The 15,979-nt window shown below is 63.8% G+C and carries 18 protein-coding genes; 3 read left to right on the top strand and 15 right to left on the bottom strand.

The annotated features are described in order from the left end of the window. Positions 1 to 269 precede the first annotated feature (269 nt). Positions 270 to 1,619: a replication factor C large subunit gene (locus BP858_RS06590; protein ID WP_062262676.1), complete on the bottom strand. Its 1,350-nt coding sequence runs from the start codon at positions 1,617 to 1,619 to the stop codon at positions 270 to 272. A 230-nt stretch (positions 1,620 to 1,849) separates the two neighbouring features. Here BP858_RS06590 and BP858_RS06585 point away from each other — a divergent pair, with 230 nt between their 5' ends. The 3 genes from BP858_RS06585 (at position 1,850) to BP858_RS06575 (ending at position 4,006) form a co-directional block, all read left to right on the top strand. Further along, positions 1,850 to 2,860 carry a methanogenesis marker 2 protein gene (locus tag BP858_RS06585; RefSeq protein WP_281768313.1) on the top strand — a complete coding sequence of 337 codons (1,011 nt, stop codon included), beginning with the start codon at positions 1,850 to 1,852 and terminating at the stop codon, positions 2,858 to 2,860. Beyond that, positions 2,851 to 3,612 carry a methanogenesis marker protein Mmp4/MtxX gene (mtxX, locus tag BP858_RS06580; protein ID WP_286879151.1) on the top strand — a complete coding sequence of 254 codons (762 nt, stop codon included), beginning with the start codon at positions 2,851 to 2,853 and terminating at the stop codon, positions 3,610 to 3,612. Before BP858_RS06585 ends, mtxX begins: the two co-directional genes overlap by 10 nt. A 187-nt stretch (positions 3,613 to 3,799) precedes the next feature. Then, entirely contained in the window at positions 3,800 to 4,006 is a 207-nt protein-coding gene (locus BP858_RS06575; protein ID WP_014866784.1) for a histone family protein, read from the top strand. 1,043 nt (positions 4,007 to 5,049) lie between these two features. Here BP858_RS06575 and hisB read toward each other — a convergent pair. The 14 genes from hisB to BP858_RS06505 form a co-directional block, all read right to left on the bottom strand. Beyond that, positions 5,050 to 5,631 carry an imidazoleglycerol-phosphate dehydratase HisB gene (hisB, locus tag BP858_RS06570; RefSeq protein WP_014866785.1) on the bottom strand — a complete coding sequence of 194 codons (582 nt, stop codon included), beginning with the start codon at positions 5,629 to 5,631 and terminating at the stop codon, positions 5,050 to 5,052. Further along, positions 5,618 to 6,337 (bottom strand): 1-(5-phosphoribosyl)-5-[(5-phosphoribosylamino)methylideneamino]imidazole-4-carboxamide isomerase, encoded by a 720-nt coding sequence (gene hisA / locus BP858_RS06565; protein WP_014866786.1) that lies wholly within the window; start codon positions 6,335 to 6,337, stop codon positions 5,618 to 5,620. Before hisA ends, hisB begins: the two co-directional genes overlap by 14 nt. A gap of 4 nt (positions 6,338 to 6,341) precedes the next feature. Then, entirely contained in the window at positions 6,342 to 7,235 is an 894-nt protein-coding gene (gene hisG / locus BP858_RS06560) for an ATP phosphoribosyltransferase (protein WP_062262689.1), read from the bottom strand. 23 nt (positions 7,236 to 7,258) lie between these two features. Then, positions 7,259 to 8,461: a methionine adenosyltransferase gene (locus BP858_RS06555; protein WP_074175244.1), complete on the bottom strand. Its 1,203-nt coding sequence runs from the start codon at positions 8,459 to 8,461 to the stop codon at positions 7,259 to 7,261. 60 nt (positions 8,462 to 8,521) lie between these two features. After that, a complete protein-coding gene (locus BP858_RS06550; protein ID WP_014866789.1) occupies positions 8,522 to 9,334 on the bottom strand; it encodes a DNA integrity scanning protein DisA nucleotide-binding domain protein in 813 nt (270 codons plus the stop codon). After that, positions 9,331 to 10,197 (bottom strand): succinate--CoA ligase subunit alpha, encoded by an 867-nt coding sequence (gene sucD / locus BP858_RS06545; protein WP_286879150.1) that lies wholly within the window; start codon positions 10,195 to 10,197, stop codon positions 9,331 to 9,333. Before sucD ends, BP858_RS06550 begins: the two co-directional genes overlap by 4 nt. After that, positions 10,194 to 11,279, bottom strand: a complete 1,086-nt coding sequence (locus tag BP858_RS06540) for a succinate--CoA ligase subunit beta (protein WP_286879149.1) — start codon at positions 11,277 to 11,279, stop codon at positions 10,194 to 10,196. Before BP858_RS06540 ends, sucD begins: the two co-directional genes overlap by 4 nt. Further along, positions 11,276 to 11,806 (bottom strand): 2-oxoacid:ferredoxin oxidoreductase subunit gamma, encoded by a 531-nt coding sequence (locus tag BP858_RS06535; protein ID WP_286879148.1) that lies wholly within the window; start codon positions 11,804 to 11,806, stop codon positions 11,276 to 11,278. Before BP858_RS06535 ends, BP858_RS06540 begins: the two co-directional genes overlap by 4 nt. Next, the gene (locus tag BP858_RS06530) at positions 11,803 to 12,591 is read right to left on the bottom strand and encodes a thiamine pyrophosphate-dependent enzyme (protein ID WP_074175246.1); all 789 of its coding nucleotides are present in this window, start codon (positions 12,589 to 12,591) and stop codon (positions 11,803 to 11,805) included. The genes BP858_RS06535 and BP858_RS06530 overlap by 4 nt, the downstream gene beginning before the upstream one ends. Beyond that, a complete protein-coding gene (locus tag BP858_RS06525) occupies positions 12,588 to 13,688 on the bottom strand; it encodes a 2-oxoacid:acceptor oxidoreductase subunit alpha (protein ID WP_062262710.1) in 1,101 nt (366 codons plus the stop codon). The genes BP858_RS06530 and BP858_RS06525 overlap by 4 nt, the downstream gene beginning before the upstream one ends. Next, positions 13,685 to 13,957, bottom strand: coding sequence for a 4Fe-4S dicluster domain-containing protein (locus tag BP858_RS06520; RefSeq protein ID WP_286879147.1), 273 nt, complete (start codon positions 13,955 to 13,957; stop codon positions 13,685 to 13,687). The genes BP858_RS06525 and BP858_RS06520 overlap by 4 nt, the downstream gene beginning before the upstream one ends. After that, positions 13,954 to 14,514: a FumA C-terminus/TtdB family hydratase beta subunit gene (locus BP858_RS06515; protein WP_074175247.1), complete on the bottom strand. Its 561-nt coding sequence runs from the start codon at positions 14,512 to 14,514 to the stop codon at positions 13,954 to 13,956. Before BP858_RS06515 ends, BP858_RS06520 begins: the two co-directional genes overlap by 4 nt. Continuing rightward, entirely contained in the window at positions 14,511 to 15,350 is an 840-nt protein-coding gene (locus tag BP858_RS06510; protein ID WP_214166518.1) for a fumarate hydratase, read from the bottom strand. The genes BP858_RS06515 and BP858_RS06510 overlap by 4 nt, the downstream gene beginning before the upstream one ends. 100 nt (positions 15,351 to 15,450) lie before the next feature. After that, complete coding sequence (locus tag BP858_RS06505) at positions 15,451 to 15,963, bottom strand: 50S ribosomal protein L16 (protein WP_074175249.1); 513 nt, start codon at positions 15,961 to 15,963, stop codon at positions 15,451 to 15,453. Positions 15,964 to 15,979: the final 16 nt, after the last annotated feature.

The raw sequence follows: 15,979 nt of genomic DNA, 5'->3' as shown, positions 1-15,979 counted from the left end.
GGGGGCTCGCCCCCTCCCCGGTCCCCACCCCCCGAGGCGATTCCCACCACGGTCCACTGCCCCGGATGCGACGGAAGAAAGGCGGTTTTCATGCGTGCAGCCCGGAGAGCGTAGCTTCACGTGCACCGTTGCCTCACGCGAGCGCGTGCGACCGGCGGTGTATACTGGTAGGTCGCGCCCCGGGGCACCTCGGTTGCCTCACGCGAGCGCGTGCGACCTGCGGTCCTCCTCATGCGCCGGAACCCAAAAAAGTTGGTGAAATGTTTCCCTTAGAAGAGCGTCGCCTGGCCCGGGGGGAGATCCTGCTGTTTCTCCCCGGGGTCTTCAGGCGGGTCGTTCTCTTTGGTCTTCCTGCCTTTCCCGGAGGCCTTCTTCTCCTTCGCCTTCTCCTCTTTTGCCACGTCTTTGACGATCTTTGTGGCCCGGGCCTTGTCGTGGATGAAGAGGTTCAGTTCGTCGGCGTCCAGGTTGAACCCGCGGACGTATCCTTCCGGGTCCTGCTCGACGAGGATGCTGATCGCGGTGAAGAAGTCTTCGCGCAGGGCGTTCTCCGGGATATGCGTCATCTCGCTGAGTTTCCGGGTCAGCCCGGTCCTGACCGCCTTCTGCCTCTTCGACGCGCCCATCTTCCGCCAGCGCGCCGGCGGCATGATGCGGCCGTGGACACCGTGCCCGCCGGCCGCGTCGGCGACGCCGATGAGCATGATAGCGCTTGCATACCGCCAGAGGGTGTAGTACTGCCGCCGGTAGGTCCGGCCGATATACTCGTCCGCCCTTGATAAGCAGGCGTAGCCCTTCGCCCGGGAGGCGAAGTCGGGCATATGACCGAGATTCCCCTCCAGCCACTGCTCGATTGTATCCGGGGTATCCTCGACCTCCATCGCCATACGGAGCAGGTTGGCATCATCTCTCCTTCCCGCAAGGACCCCCCCGACGAGCTCGAAGATGGTGGACCGCTGGTCCTTTGTGGAGGTCTGGACATCGTCTACCTCCAGGCGCTCTTTCCCGATAGCGGCGGCGTAGAGCATGTTCACCGCCGCCCGCATATCGCCGCCGGCGCGGCCGGCGATCTCGTCAAGTGCGGCCGGATCGCATACAACCCCCTCTGCGGCACAGATATGGCGGAGGCGGGGGACGATCGAGCGGGCCTGGAGCGCCCGGAACTGCACCGGCTCCGTAGCCGCCTTGAGGTCTTTTGAGAGGGCGTAGTAGTCGTTTGCGATCAGGATGATCGGTTGTTGCGACGCCGCGATGATCTCCACGATAGCCCTCGCCCCGCCGCGGTCTGCCTGCCCGTGCAGGTTGTCGGCCTCGTCGAGCAGGATGAGTTTGTGGCTCGCGCCGGAGAGGCTACCTGTCGTGGAACTCGAGCCTGCCACCCGCTCGAGGGCCTGTTTGGTCCGCTGGTCGGAGGCGTTGAGTTCCACCACCTCCCAGTTCATGTCGTTTGCGAGGGCATGGGCACACGAGGTCTTTCCGATACCGGGCTTTCCGTACAGGATCAGCGGTTTTTTCTCCCGCGACCAGTCCCGCGCCCACTCGTAGATCTGCCTGACGGCGGCGGCGTTCCCCACAACGTCCTGGAGGCGTTGCGGCCTGTACTTCTCAGCCCAGTCCATGTTGATCTATTTGGCGTGGACCATCAAAAATACAACCCCGGTGTGGGCGCAGGAGATACGCGATACCCTGCACGGGAGGGTGCCGTCTCTCGCCCTGAACCGCCCCTCCCCGACCATGTCTCTGCAGCCGCGATCGGTTCCCGGAACAGAGGGCATAATACCGGTGAATCAAATACATTATCTCTGATGAGGCAGAATACCATAAAGAAAAGTGGAGTGTTGGTGTTCTTGTGGTGAAAGATTGCTCCACAGATACGGTAGCACAGGCCGTCAGGGAATACGAGGGCGTTACCAGGAAGAGGGTGATCGGGGATATGGTCCGGTCTCTCTGGGTCGACAGTCCCGATATCATCGCCTCGTTCGGCGAGGACGCCGCCGTCATCCGGCATAACGCGGAGGATGCGCTGCTGCTTGCGGCAGATGGCATCTGGAGCAAGCTCATGGAGGCGGACCCGTTCTGGGCGGGGTACTGTGCCGTGCTTGTGAACGTTCACGATATCGCTGCCATGGGCGGGAGGCCTGTTGCAATGGTCGATATCCTCTCGGTCACGAACGACCTGACCCGCGATGAGGTGACTCGGGGCATGGTCGCCGCATCCGCGCAGTTCGGCGTCCCGATCGTGGGCGGGCACCTGCACCCGGATACGCCGTATAATGTTGTGGATGTGGCGATCCTCGGGACGGCCAGGATGGATCAGGTTATCTTTTCGGATACGGCGGAGGAGGGGGACCAGGTTGTCGCGGCGATCGACCTCGACGGCCGGATTCACCCGTCGTGCTGCTTCAACTGGGATTCGGTTACGATGAAGTCAGCCGAGGTGGTGCGGGCCCAGATCCGGGTTATGGAGGATCTCGGGAAGGAGCGCCTGGTGACGGCCGGCAAGGATATCAGCAACCCCGGGGTCATCGGGACCCTTGGTATGCTCCTTGAGGTGAGCGAGAAGGGGGCGGTGATCGACCTTGAGGCGATACCGAGGCCGGACCTCTCCGCGCTTGGCCTGCCCTTCGAGCAGTGGGTGCGGATGTATCCCGGCATGGGGTTCATCCTGACCGTGAAGAAGGAGAATGTGGAGGAGGTCTGCCGCCGGTTTGCCGATGTCGGGATGGCCGCGGCCCCCATCGGTGAGGTTAACGGGGGCCGGAAACTGACCGTCAGGTACCTGGGCCGGGAGACGCAGGTCTTTGACCTGGACCAGAACGGCATCATGCGGATCTTCACTGAAGGAGAGGTATGCCGGTAAGGGTCGGGCTTGGTGTTGCATCTCCGGATGAGAGGATCCTCTCGACGATCCGGGCGGTCGGCGGGGAGGCCGATGTCGTTCTTTTTTCCCGCCCCGGGGCCGCTGATTCGCTCGGGAGCACTGTTGCGGTTGTTGAGGCTGAGGAGCCGGAGGCAGCCCTCGTTGAGGCTCTCGCCGAGGGCAGGATCGATGCCGCCGTCCGGGGCACCCTGCCTGCGTCCTCCACGCTGAAGGCCCTTAAACAGGCCATGGGCGTCGACCACCTGGAGCGGATCGCCCTCCTTGAGACTGCAGACGGGCACCTCTTCCTCCTCGCGCCGGTCGGGGTCGATGAGGGCTGGACGGTCGCGGAGAAGGTGCGGTTTGTTGAGCGCGGCAGGGAGATCGCGCGGAGTTTCGGGCTCGCAGTGGGTGTGGCGGTCCTCTCAGGGGGAAGGCTCGGGGATCTCGGGCGGCACCCGGCCGTCGACCGGACGATGGCTGATGCCGAACTCGTGGCCCGCCTGACCGGCGCTGAGCATACCGAGATCCTGATCGAGGAGGCGGCAAGGCGGTACGGGATGGTCGTCGCTCCCGACGGGGTCTCCGGGAACCTGGTCTTCCGTACGCTCACGTTCCTCGGAGCCGGAAAAGGTCATGGTGCTCCGGTGGTAAATATCGGTAAAATTTTCGTGGATACGTCGCGCGCTTCAGCAGATTATACGAATGCAATAATGCTCGCGAAATCGTTAGCGGAATCCCTGATATCCTGATTATGGTCATATTTCCTTAAAATAACTAATATTTGACGTTTTTTTGAATTGTCCGCATTCTCTGCCGTTATCGGGATGCCCCGTCCGGATGCCCCTCCAATGGGAAAGAGAAACGCAAATTTTCGAGATAATCCCGAAACGTTTAAATATTAACTCATACACCTCTTTTTAGAGGTGGAATTAGATTATGGCAGATCTACCTATTGCTGCGGTTGTACGTATCGCAAAGAAGAATGGTGCTGAGAGGGTCGGCAGCGATGCTGCTGCCGCACTGGTTGCAAAGGCTGAGGCGTATATCGCCGAGCTGACCAAGGAAGCCAACAGGCTTGCCCAGCACGCGGGACGCAAGACGATCAAGGCTGAAGACGTCGAGCTCGCGGTTAAGTCCGCGTAACTCGATATCTCATCTTTAAGTTTTACCGGGGTCTTCAGGACCCCATCCTCTGATCTACTCTGGTGAACTCTTCTTCTGGGAGCTCCGGCGGCCGGTATCCGTCGGGCGCTGTTGTGGAGTGTTTTTGTGGACGGCATCGTGACTGCGGTGCTCCGGCGATCTGTATTCTGTAGATTAATGGCGCGAGTAGCGATTGCAAGGACAGCAGATGCGAGGGGAAGTCCGGTTACAGTGAGCCGTGGGGAAACCTCCGCGAATGGCAATGGCCGGTGGAAATCCGTGTCTAGGTGGCTCTGGAGACAACCTGCTGGAGAGAGCAGGTGGAGTCCAGCTATCCCCATGCGTGGACCGTGGTGGCTATCGCCCTTGGGGGAGAGGCTGACGGGGAGGGGGCCAAGCCCCCCTCCCCTGTCTCACCGGGTAGCGATACTCGTAACCCCACCCCGCCCCAAGGGGCGGGGGCAGTGCGTGGCGATACCCGGTGGAAATCGGCTGATGGGGATATCCAGGAACTCAAGGTTCCACCCTGGCCAGGAGGGGATATCCGGGTTTCGCGATACCGTCGCCTGCGGGGAGGGGGCGAGCCCCCCCGGTCCCCACCCCCCAGGGCGATGCCCACCCCGGTCCCCTGCCCGGGGAGAGCCCGGGGATACTCCGCGTTCACCACCCATGCTGAGGTGGATGGGGACGAGCACCAGAACCGACATGGGGGTTCAACCGAGCTTGAACCTCGCCGATAGCCAACCGGGAACGCAAGTGCACCCATGGTTGGGTTCGCGCCAATGGGGGCTTGCCCCTCCCCAGTCTCACCTGATAACAATGCTTGTAAACCCCGCCCGGCTCCCGGCGCTCCCCACCCCATCAACAGTGCTCTGGCGCCTCTAGCCGCGATTTCAGCCGGGTCTCGGTGCAGACGGTGAAATTGGGCGACCGCCTTGCGATCTGCGGCCTAAGGGCTGATATGACGCTCTGGGAGGGATGGAGCGCGTCTCCCCCGGGTATCCCGGCCTCCCTCCGTCAAAAAAGGCTGTGGGTCCCCTGGGTCACAGGGTCCCCTTGGTGCTCGGTACGTCGTCGATCGAGGGGTCGACCGCCACGGCTGCCCGGAGCGCCCTGGCAAACGCCTTAAACGCCGCCTCACAGATGTGGTGGTCGTTCCTGCCCGTGACCGTAATGTGAGCGGTGATCCCTGCCCTCGTGCAGAGACTGGCGAAGAAGTGCTCGATGAGGTCGCCCGGGATGCCCCCAGGGCCCGCCGGCGAGAAGGCCCCCTCGAAGACGAGGTAGCCCCGCCCGCCCACATCGAGCGCCACCCGTGCGAGCGCCTCGTCCATCGGGACCGTGGCGTCGGCGAACCGGGTGATCCCTCTCCCGTCGCCGACCGCCTCCGCAAGGGCCGCGCCGAGGACGATCCCGATATCCTCGATGGTGTGGTGGGTGTCCACCTCGAGGTCCCCTGTCGCCCGGACGGTGAGGTCCATCCTGCCGTGCCGGGCAAACGATGTCAGCATGTGGTCGAAGAACGGTATCCCGGTCTTGATGGTCCCGGTCCCGGTGCCGTCGAGGTCGAGGGAGAGGTTGATATCGGTCTCCCTCGTGGCACGGTGGATCTCACTCCTCCGCATGCGCCACCTCCAGGAGGTCCGAGAGCCGGACTATCCCGGCATAGAGGGCCGAGCCCGGGACCGCGCCTGCCGCCCCGGCATCCCGGAGCGCCCTGACATCCTCTGCGCTCGATATACCGCCCGAGACCACGACCGGGACCTTCACCCGGAAAAGAAGTTCTTCCACCGGGGCAAGCGCGATCCCCTGCTGGAGCCCCTCCACGTCCACGTTCGTGTAGAGGAGCGATCCCGCGCCGAGGCTCTCGAACCGCTCCGCCCAGGCAAGATAACTCCCTGCCGGGCGCTCCCATCCCTCGATCATCACCTCGCCCCCCCGGGCATCGATCCCGGCCATCACCCGCTCGCTCCCGAACTCGTCGGCAAGCGTCCGGATCGTCTCCGGTGCCCTGACCGCCAGAGTCGAGAGGATCACCCGGTCGACGCCGGTATCGAGCCAGCCTGCGGCGTCCTCCACGCTCCTGATACCCCCGCCAAGTTCGACAAAAGCGTCCGTCTCGCGGATGAACCCGCGGATCAGGTCGGCGTTCTTCTGCGCCCGGCCAAACGCCCCGTCAAGGTTGACGATGTGGATACCGTCCGCACCCTCCTCGAGCCACCGGCGCGCCCAGGCGTCCGGGTCCCCGTAGACCGTCGCCGCCTCAGGCCGGCCCTGCACGAGCTGCACGCACCGGCCGTCCAGGATATCGACTGCAGGATAGATCTCCATGTTCTCAGCGTATGATCCGTTCAATAGGCATAACTAATATGTCTTTTGCGCCGGCCCGCTTTAACTGGTTGATCAACTGGTAGACCCGGTCCTCTTTCACGACAGCGTGAACAGCGACCAGGTTCTCGTCCGATGCCACGTCCATCACCGTCGGGCCGGAGAGGCCGGGGAGCACCTCTCTCACGTCCGCAAGAGCGTTCCGGTGGACGTTCATCATCAGGTAGCACTGCCCCTTCGCCCTGATGACGCTCTCAAGGGCAAGGGTAAGTTCATCGATCTTCTCCCTCTTGCCCTTGAGAGCGGCGGGGTTTGCCACCAGGACCGTCGTGGAGGTGAGGACCTCCTCGATGACGCGGAGATGGTTCGTCCGCAGCGTCGTCCCTGAGGAGGAGAGGTCGACGATGGCGTCGGCGATCCCGAGGTGCGGCGTCACCTCGCATGCCCCGCCCACGGTCACGATCGTGACGCCGATCCCGCGCTCCGCAAAGAACGAGCGGGTGATCGACGGGAACTCGGTCGCCACCTTCGCGCCGTCCAGGTCGGCGACGGTCCCGATCTCCGACTCCTCCGGCACGGCGACGACGAGCGTCGCGCTGCCTATCTGGAGGTCCAGGACCTGCTCGACCGCCGAGCCCCGTTCCATGACCATATCCCGCCCGGTGATGCCGAGGTCGGCGACCCCGCTTGCCACGTACTCCGGGATATCGATCGGGCGCGCAAAGAGGATCTCCACGTTCGGGTCGCGGGTCCGGGTGATGAGCCTCCGCTCGCCGCCGTTGACGAGGTGAAGCCCGCTCTTCTCGATCAGTTCGTTGACGGGCCCGGCGATCCTGCCTTTATTCGGGATGGCGAGGCGGACGAGCCCTGACCCCTGCTGCCTGAATGATGGTCTGCTCATGGATTACTCCGGAACCGGAGAGATCAGAAGGTAGAGAGTTCTCCCTTGATGACCTTCTCGGTGATGGTGGTGGTCTTCTCCAGCCACCCATCGATGATCCCTTCAATATCGGGTTTGATGGACTTGATGGTTGTGCCCGGTTTTGTGAGTACCTGGGCGCTTGCCACATGCGGCTGGTCGACCGGGTAGCCGATCTGGGAGAGGATACGGACGTACATCTCCTCGATGCCGTCGACCTCGGCAACACAGTCCTGTGCTATCCGGGTCGCGAGGAGGTTGTAGATCTTTCCGATGTGGTTGACCGGGTTCTTGCCGCTCGTCGCCTCCATGCTCATAGGGCGGTTCGGGGTGATCAGCCCGTTCGCGCGGTTGCCGCGGCCGACTGACCCGTCGTCGCCCATCTCGGCCGAGGTTCCCGAGACCGTCAGGAAGACGCTGGCGCTCTCGAGGTCGTCTGCGGTGTTGATGGCGACATTGACCTTCCTGTTCGTGAACTGCTTTGCGACAGCCGCGATCTGCTCAGTCAGGACGTTCTTCTGCTCGATGTACTCGGTGATGCTTGAGCAGTAGCGGTCCACAAACGCCATCGCGATGGTGAGGGTGATGGTGTCGCCGTCGCGCAGGCACATGATCTTGCAGTCCTGGCCGATGACAGGGTACCTGGGCCGGAGTTTCTCGTCGATGAATGCGGAGACGCCTCTCACGATGCTCTCCGCCTCGCTGAACGGCGCGTGTCCGACACCAAACGATGTGTCGTTCGCCCGCGGGGCCTTCCCCTCGCAGGACCGGAAGACATCCCGCAGGTCGGTCGATCCCATCCCCATCCGGCAGTCGACGATGACGTCGCGGTCCATGTTGAGGGTGGGGAGAATCTTTTTGATGTAGCCCCGGGCCGCCTCGACGGCGATCGCATCCGCGGGGATGTTCATGCCGTCAAAGACCTTGGTCGCCCTGCCTGATATGAGGAAGTAGATCGGTTTTGTGATTATGCCGCCGCCGAACTTCGGGATCGACTCCCCTGCCACGACTTCACCCTGGTCGGTGTTGTGGTGCAGGACGGTGCCGCACTCCTCCATATATGACCTGCTGAGCGCCCGGCTGATCGATTCCGCAATGCCGTCCGCGAGGCTGTCCGGGTGCCCGAGGCACTTGCGCTCCACCAGTTCAATCCGCTGTCTCTCGATCGGGATCTGGTCAAGTCCTTCTACGCTGATGTTCCTGGTCATCAAATCCACCGTAGTTCTAAAGTATGATAAAAGAAATGATTGCAATTCATATAACGATTTCTAACCGTCACTCCTGATGCGGATGTCGGAACGGATGCCGATTTTGCAGATACCGTCCCTGAAGACCCGCACCATGCCTCCGCTCTCGGAGACGGTGATGCCGATGGCCGGGATCTCATACGTGATAGACGCGGTTGCGCGGTGCCTCCCCCCGAGCCCCCCGGGAAGCGAGATTCCCCGTCCGGTGACGTCCAGGTAGCGCCCCGCCGAGCGTATCTCGCCGCTCTTGTCGATTACGAAGACGCCGTCCAGCTGGGCGAACTCTTTCACGCTCTCCCAGTTGTTCTTGTTCTTGATGTCGCGGAGGGCGGCGGGCTGCCCCTGGTAGGGGTTGAGGATCGCCTGATGGGAGTGCCTGAAGATCTCTTCAGGGTCCCCGATGATGAACGCGGTGCCGATGGACCTCCCTTCCCTGCCCTCAACCGCGATCTCGAGGGCCAGCGTGAGGACCGCGTGGAGCACCTCGCGAGGAACGATGTCTGAGAAGTCCTTGAGGTTGATGAAGTTCTTCCCCTCCTCGATGTCGTAGATGATGATGGCGTAGGGGAAGACGCCGACGACGAGACCGCTCTCCAGGTTCCGCCGGAGGTAGATGTGGATTGCGGCGTCCATCATATGCCGCTCGCTCACCTCCAGGATGTCGTGCATGGTGAGGTCTTTTAAGACGTCGAGCTGCAGTTCCTGCACCCTGATGATCGGGACATCGGGCGCGCCCGGGGGGACCGGGATCAGGTCGACGAACGAGACGACCGCCCGGGCGCCGATCTTCGCCGCCACCTCACAGGCGGTGGCGAGCATCAGGTCGTCGTTCATAGCACCCCGCGGATCAGCTCCGGTATCTCTGAGGGCCGGGACGCGACCGGGATGTCGAGCGCAGAGAGCCGCCGCACCTTGGAGCGCGCGTCACCTTCGCCGCCCTCGATGATCGCACCCGCGTGGCCCATCCGCTTCTCGGGCGGGGCGCTCACGCCGGCGATGTAGGCGACGACCGGGAGATCGGTCGACCGGACCCCCTCTTCCTCGAGGTTTCCTCCCACCTCGCCGATGACGACGACGGCCTTTGTCTGGGGGTCATCCTCGAACCGTGCGAGCACATCCACAAACGTCTGGCCGATCACCGGGTCGCCGCCGATCCCGACGACCGTGCTCTGGCCGATGCCGGCACGGGTGAGTTCGTCGACCACCTCGTAGGTGAGGGTGCCGCTCCGGGAGACGACGCCGACATGCCCCCGGGTGGCGAGGTGGGCCGGCATGATACCGAGTTTGCACTCTCCCGGCGAGAGGAGCCCCGGGCAGTTCGGGCCGATGACCGTGCAGTCGTGGAGTTTTGCGTAGGCGACTGCCAACATGCTGTCGTGGACCGGGATATGCTCGGTGATGACGACCGCAAGGTCGATCCCGGCATGGGCCGCCTCCATGATCGCATCAGCGGCAGCCATCGCCGGGACGAAGATGACGCTTGCGGTCGCGTCGTGCTCCCGAAGCGCCTCCCGCACCGTGTTGTAGACCGGGACGCCGTGGACCTCCTGCCCACCCTTTCTGGGCGCAACACCGGCGACGACGCCCCGGCCGCCGACCTCCCGCGCGTAGTCGTTCATCAGTTCCGTGTGGAACCGACCCTGCCTGCCGGTGATGTTCTGCACGATCACCCTGAGGTTTTTATCCCCGTAGATCATGCTGCAACCTCCATCGCAGCCCGGACAGCCGCATCCATGCTCTCGAGCATCCGGTAGCCGTGCTCGGCGAGCAGTTGCCGTCCCTCTTCCTCGTTCGTCCCTGCCATCCGGACGATGACCGTCGGTGCGACGCCGGCGGCGATGATTCCCCTCGCCACCTCGTCGCACCGGGTGATGCCCCCGAGGAGGTTGACTACGATAACGTTCACCCCGGGCATGCTCGCGACGAGCCTGACTGCGTGCATCACGCGCTCCTGGTCGGCGCCGCCGCCGACATCGAGGAAGTTTGCCGCCTGTCCCCGGTAGTACTCGATGAGGTCGAGCGTCGACATCGTGAGCCCGGCGCCGTTTCCTATGACACCGATGCTTCCGTCCAGTTCCACGTAGGAGAAGCCGTGCTTCTCGGCCTCACGCTCGCGTTCCGAGAGGTCGCGGTTGACCGCTATCCCCTGCCGGGCGAGGGCGTTGTCGTCGATGATGAGTTTTGCGTCGGCCGCGTAGACTCCCTGCGGCGTCGTCACGAGCGGGTTGATCTCCGCAAGCATAGCGTCCTTCTCCTGGAACGCGTGGTAGAGACTGTTTATTGTGGGCGCAAGTTCTTTTGGGGCTCCGCCGAGGAGTTCCCGCATGAGAAACGGCGGGATGTCCCGGAGAAGCGGCGATACGACGACCCTGCGGACGGCTGACTCGTCGGCCATCGCTGCGTTCTCGATCTCAACCCCGCCTGCGTCGGCGAAGAGGACCACCGGCTGCCTGCTCGACCGGTCGACGGCGATGCTGACGTAGTACTCGTGCGCGATTGCGAGCCTCTCCTCGACGAGGATACTCCTGACCGGGACGCCCTTGATCTCCCGGGAGAAGAGTTCCCGGGCGGTCTCGACCGCCGTCGCGTCCTCTGCCATCAGGACGCCGCCTGCCTTCCCCCGGCCGCCGACGTCCACCTGCGCCTTCAGCACCACGGCATCGCCGATCCTGGGCAGGTGTGCCGTGACCTCTTCCGGTGCCCGTATCAGAACCCCTTTCGGGACCGGAATGCCGTACTTCGAAAAGATCTCTTTTGCCTCGTATTCCAGTAGTTTCATGCTCGCTCTCCGAGTTCAAATCCGCGTCTCAGTGCTTTTGAGTTCAGGCTCTCGGTGCCCTTCGGGACGCTGTCGAGCACCGCGCGCTCGATCGCCTCTCTGCTCACGACCCCGGTTGTGGCCACGAGAGCGCCCATCATCACGATGTTTGCCACGATCTCCCGGCCGAGGTTCTCTTTTGCCTCCGCCGTCGCCGCAATCTCGTAGTAGCGGCAGCCCGGCCGGGACCGGACGAGGTCCGAATCAAGGACCATGACCGCGTCCTCCCGCACCTGAACCCCGTACTTCTCAAACCCCTGCTGGGACATGATGACGTAGATGTCGGGGTCTGTCACCTCAGGATAGAGGATCGGCGCATCGTCGATGACCACCTGCCCCATCGAGGCTCCGCCCCGGGCCTCCGGGCCGTAGACCTGGGTCTGGACGGCGTATTTGTCGTCGTAGAGCGCCGCCGCCCGCCCGAGGATAACCGCGGAGAGGATGATCCCCTGCCCGCCGTAGCCTGAGAACCTGACTTCGTGTCTCATTGCTTCACCCCCATCGCAGGCCTCTTCCGCCTGATTAGTTCCCCGACGCTGAAGGTGCCCTCCGGAATCTCTGCTCCTTCCCTCACCAGGCGATCGTACTTCGAGACAAGCATCGCGTGGCTCCGGAGATACTCGATCATGTCAGGAACCCGCCTGAGTTTGTTGTGGCGGCCGAAGTTCGTCGGGCACTGGGTCCGCACCTCGATGAACGCAAGCCCCGGTGTCTGCATCCCGGTGGTGATGGCCTTCGTGAGTTCCTTGACGTGGTAGGAGGTCCAGCGGGCGACGTAGTTTGCGCCAGCCGCCACGGCGAGTTCCGCGAGGTCGAAGGCTGGTTCGCTCGACCCGTAGGGTGTCGTCGTCGAGAACGCCCCCTCCGGGGTGGTCGGGCTCCCCTGCCCGCCGGTCATGCCGTAGATCTGGTTGTTCATGCAGACCACGGTCATGTCCACGTTCCGGCGGCAGGCGTGGATGAAGTGGTTCCCGCCGATGGCGGCAAGGTCGCCGTCGCCGGTGAAGACGACGACGTTTAGGTCAGGCCGTGCCATCTTCACCCCGGTGGCGAACGCGAGCGCCCTCCCGTGGGTGGTGTGGAGCGAGTCGGCGAGGATGTAGCCCGGGGCGCGGGACGAGCATCCTATACCGGATATGAAGGCCGTCCCATCGCGCTCCCATCCCATCTCCTCCACCGCCGCGAGGGTGCAGTTGAGGACCGTCCCGTTGCCGCACCCGGTGCAGTAGATGTGCGGGAGCCGGTCTTCCCTGAACCAGTCGGGCGCGATCATCGGTGTGCCTCCAGAACCCGCACAAGTTCGGCGGGGGTGTGGAGTTCTCCCCCGATCTTCGGGATCGATATGACCGACTGGTCGACGTGGCGCTGGACCTCGCGGACCATCTGACCCATGTTCAGTTCCGGCATCAGGAAGACTTTCGCGTCGGGAAACTCCTGGAGCGCAAACTCTGGGAACGGCCAGACGACCCTGAACCTGAGGTGGCCGACAGACTCGTCGGGGTGGTCGCGCATCACCTGCTCGACCGTCCGCGACGGCGGGCCGTAGGTGACAAAGACCGTCTCGGCGTCGGGGTTTGTGACCTCGTAGTCGGCGATATCGCGCCGCGCCGACTCGACCTTCGCGACCAGCCTGCGCACAAGCCGGTCGTGCGTCTCCGGGTCGGTTGTGTCAGGGTAGCCCCGCTCGTCGTGGGTGAGCCCGGTCACGTGGACCGATCTCCCCGAGCCGAAGGGCGCAAAACCAGGGACGCCGTCGTCGCCGGCCTCGTAAGGCAGCGAGCCTTCCGCAAGCGGGGCCGGGGGAGTGATATCGACCGAGTCCGGGATGGTCACCCGCTCCCGCATGTGGCCCACGACCTCGTCAGACATCAGGAAGGTTGGGACCCTGAACCGGTCGGCGAGGTCAAACGCCTTCACCGTCAGGTCGAACATCTCCTGGACGGAGTTCGGGGTGAGCGCGATGGTGCTGTAGTCGCCGTGCGACCCGAACCGGCACTGGAGCATATCGCCCTGCGCCGCCCGCGTCGGCTGGCCGGTGCTCGGGCCGCCCCGCTGGACGTTGACGATGACGCACGGCGTCTCGGTCATGGCCGCATAGCCGATGTTCTCCATCATCAGCGAAAACCCAGGACCGCTCGTGGCGGTCATGGCCCTCGTCCCCGTCCAGGCGGCGCCGATGACCGCGGCGATGCTCGCGAGTTCGTCCTCCATGGATATGAAGACCCCGCCGACCTTTGGGAGCCTCCGGGCCATGGTCTCTGCGATCTCGGTCGACGGCGTGATCGGGTAGCCGCCGAAGAACCGGCACCCGGCGGCGAGCGCGCCCTCCGCACAGGCTGCGTTCCCCTGCATGAACTCAACCCTGCTCAAAACTCCACCTCCACCCTGTGCGGCTCAAACGGTTTCTCCTCGACCCAGGTGATCGCCTGGTCGGGGCATATCATGTGACAGACCCCGCAGAGCATCCGCCCGTAGAGGGGCTGCAGCCTGCAGTTTGTGCATCGTTCGGGACGGTCGAGGACCGGGGAGACGACCCCCCGGCTGTTGAGTTCCGTCCCTTCCTGAAATATCCCATAAGGGCAGACCAGCACGCAGAGGTTGCACCCCTTGCAGCGGCTTTCATCGATGACGAGTTTCATGAAACGCTATCCTGCTTACTATTGAATCGCTGATGAAATTGTGTTTTCGCTTTCTCGCGTACCGCGCGGAAGAGATCGCCGCCGTGGGCGTCGATCCCGACCGTCAACGGCAGGTGATCGGCCTCGATGACCCAGACCGCCTCAGCCATGCCGAGGTCTTCAAAATAGACGCCGCAAAGACGCATGCGTGCGGCGGCGAGCGCGGCGCACCCCCCCGTGAGCGCGAGGTAGACGGCGCGCCCCCGGAGCTGCTCGACCACCTCCGGCCCCATACCGCCTTTACCGATGAGGGCGCGGACGCCCGCATCGATGAGGAATCCCGTGAGCGCGTTCATCCGCGCGGACGTGGTGGGTCCGGCGACGACGAGCCGCCCCTCCTGCACCACAGGGCCGCAGTGGTAGACCACGGCGCCCTCGGGAGCGAAGGGGATGCCTTCCTCCATCATCCGGAGGTGTGCCTCGTCCCGGGCGGTGTAGATCGTTCCGGAGAGGGTCACCCGGTCGCCCGCCCTGAGGTCGAGGACCTCGTCGCCGAGCGGTGTTGTGAGGTTGATCATCGGCGAACCTCCACGGTCGCCCGGCGGCAGGCCCAGCACTGCACGTTCACCGCCACCGGGAGTGATGCGGTGTGGCAGTCCGCCCGCTTCACCTTCACGCTGAGCGCCGTCGTATCGCCCCCAAGCCCCATCGGCCCGATGCCGAGGGCGTTGACCGCGTCGCAGATCTCCTGCTCGTAGTCGTCCATGGTGTCGACCGGGAGGAGCAGGGCTTCCTTTGCAAGCGCAGCCACGGTATCAAACGTCCCGCCGATCCCGACACCGAGGATCACGGGCGGGCAGGGTCTGCCCCCCGCGATGAGCATCGTCTCGGCGACGAACCTCGGGATCCCGGAAGCCTGCGAGGGGAGGAGCATCCCGATCCGTGATGCGTTCTCAGAGCCCGCGCCTTTCGGGAGCACGGTCACCGTGAGCCGGTCGCCGGGCGTCACGTGGACTGCAGGCATCCCGACGCCGGTGTTGTCCCCGGTGTTTCTCCGGGTGATCGGATCGACGACGTTTGGGCGGAGCGGGATTCTCGCCGTCGCCCGGCGCACCCCCTCCCGCACTCCCTCGAAGATGGAGGGTGTGAACGGGATATCGGGGGGCAGGGTGAGGTAGACCACCGGTACGCCGGTATCCTGGCAGATCGGCACCTGCCGCTCTTCTGCGAGTGCGATATTCTCAAGGATTGTAGCGAGTTCGGATCGTGCGATCTCGTCCCTCTCGACCGCCGCCGCCCTCTCAAGCGCCGCGAGCACATCGCGCGGGAGCCGGATCTCGGCCTCTGCAAGCGCCCTTTCTGTGGCGTCTGCCAGTGCGCCCGGGAGCGTCGAATCTGCCGGATGAACCATCATTAACACTGGTGGGAAGAGACTATAAAAACCTATATTCCAGCAGGTACCGGATCTGCCGCCTGCAGGTCGCCCCGCGAAAAAAGGATGGACCGGGGGGCCGTTATGCCGTCGTTTCCCGCTCTTCGACGATCCTTGCGGGGGACGGGAGCTTATAGGTGCCGCGCTGGAGAGCGACCTTCGCCTTCTCAACGTACTGGGGGTTTGTCCAGACGGTAAAGACCTTCTGGCCAGGCTGGACCCGTGCCGCGGTCCCGACGGCCTTCCCGAAGGCGAGGCGCATTCCTTCCGAGACACGGTCCGCTCCTGCGCCGGTCGCCTGCTTGTTCTCACGGAGAACGTGGTGGGGGAAGGTCCGGAGCTTGAAGCGGTAGTTTGCCCTCCCGATCTCCTTCTGGAGCTGCCGGTTGACGCTGATACGAGCGGCCTCAAGGGCCGTGTGGCGTATCTGGCAGGCTTCCTCGACGACGATTGAGAGTTCGACCGGGAAGTCCTGGGTAAGGTTGCCCATATCAAACTGCACGATCTTGCTGCCCGGTACGCCGCCCATGTATTCTCTGCGCGTATATGCCATCTTTGCGAGATTCCTGTACATCTTCGCTGGTTTTCTTACCATCGTTAAAAACTCCTGC

The sequence above is a fragment of the Methanoculleus sp. UBA413 genome (genome assembly GCF_002502935.1).
GTDB lineage: Archaea > Halobacteriota > Methanomicrobia > Methanomicrobiales > Methanoculleaceae > Methanoculleus > Methanoculleus bourgensis.
The sequence above is the reverse complement of the archived record's forward strand: the minus strand, read 5'-3'. Positions and strand labels throughout refer to the sequence as shown.

Coding starts and splice junctions, on each gene's coding strand:
- BP858_RS06590 (WP_062262676.1), bottom strand. CDS start 1,619: ATGGACTGGGCTGAGAAGTACAGGCCGCAACGCCTCCAGGACGTTGTG.
- mtxX (WP_286879151.1), top strand. CDS start 2,851: ATGCCGGTAAGGGTCGGGCTTGGTGTTGCATCTCCGGATGAGAGGATC.
- BP858_RS06575 (WP_014866784.1), top strand. CDS start 3,800: ATGGCAGATCTACCTATTGCTGCGGTTGTACGTATCGCAAAGAAGAAT.
- hisB (WP_014866785.1), bottom strand. CDS start 5,631: ATGCGGAGGAGTGAGATCCACCGTGCCACGAGGGAGACCGATATCAAC.
- hisA (WP_014866786.1), bottom strand. CDS start 6,337: ATGGAGATCTATCCTGCAGTCGATATCCTGGACGGCCGGTGCGTGCAG.
- hisG (WP_062262689.1), bottom strand. CDS start 7,235: ATGAGCAGACCATCATTCAGGCAGCAGGGGTCAGGGCTCGTCCGCCTC.
- BP858_RS06555 (WP_074175244.1), bottom strand. CDS start 8,461: ATGACCAGGAACATCAGCGTAGAAGGACTTGACCAGATCCCGATCGAG.
- BP858_RS06550 (WP_014866789.1), bottom strand. CDS start 9,334: ATGAACGACGACCTGATGCTCGCCACCGCCTGTGAGGTGGCGGCGAAG.
- sucD (WP_286879150.1), bottom strand. CDS start 10,197: ATGATCTACGGGGATAAAAACCTCAGGGTGATCGTGCAGAACATCACC.
- BP858_RS06540 (WP_286879149.1), bottom strand. CDS start 11,279: ATGAAACTACTGGAATACGAGGCAAAAGAGATCTTTTCGAAGTACGGC.
- BP858_RS06535 (WP_286879148.1), bottom strand. CDS start 11,806: ATGAGACACGAAGTCAGGTTCTCAGGCTACGGCGGGCAGGGGATCATC.
- BP858_RS06530 (WP_074175246.1), bottom strand. CDS start 12,591: ATGATCGCGCCCGACTGGTTCAGGGAAGACCGGCTCCCGCACATCTAC.
- BP858_RS06520 (WP_286879147.1), bottom strand. CDS start 13,957: ATGAAACTCGTCATCGATGAAAGCCGCTGCAAGGGGTGCAACCTCTGC.
- BP858_RS06515 (WP_074175247.1), bottom strand. CDS start 14,514: ATGATCAACCTCACAACACCGCTCGGCGACGAGGTCCTCGACCTCAGG.
- BP858_RS06510 (WP_214166518.1), bottom strand. CDS start 15,350: ATGATGGTTCATCCGGCAGATTCGACGCTCCCGGGCGCACTGGCAGAC.
- BP858_RS06505 (WP_074175249.1), bottom strand. CDS start 15,963: ATGGTAAGAAAACCAGCGAAGATGTACAGGAATCTCGCAAAGATGGCA.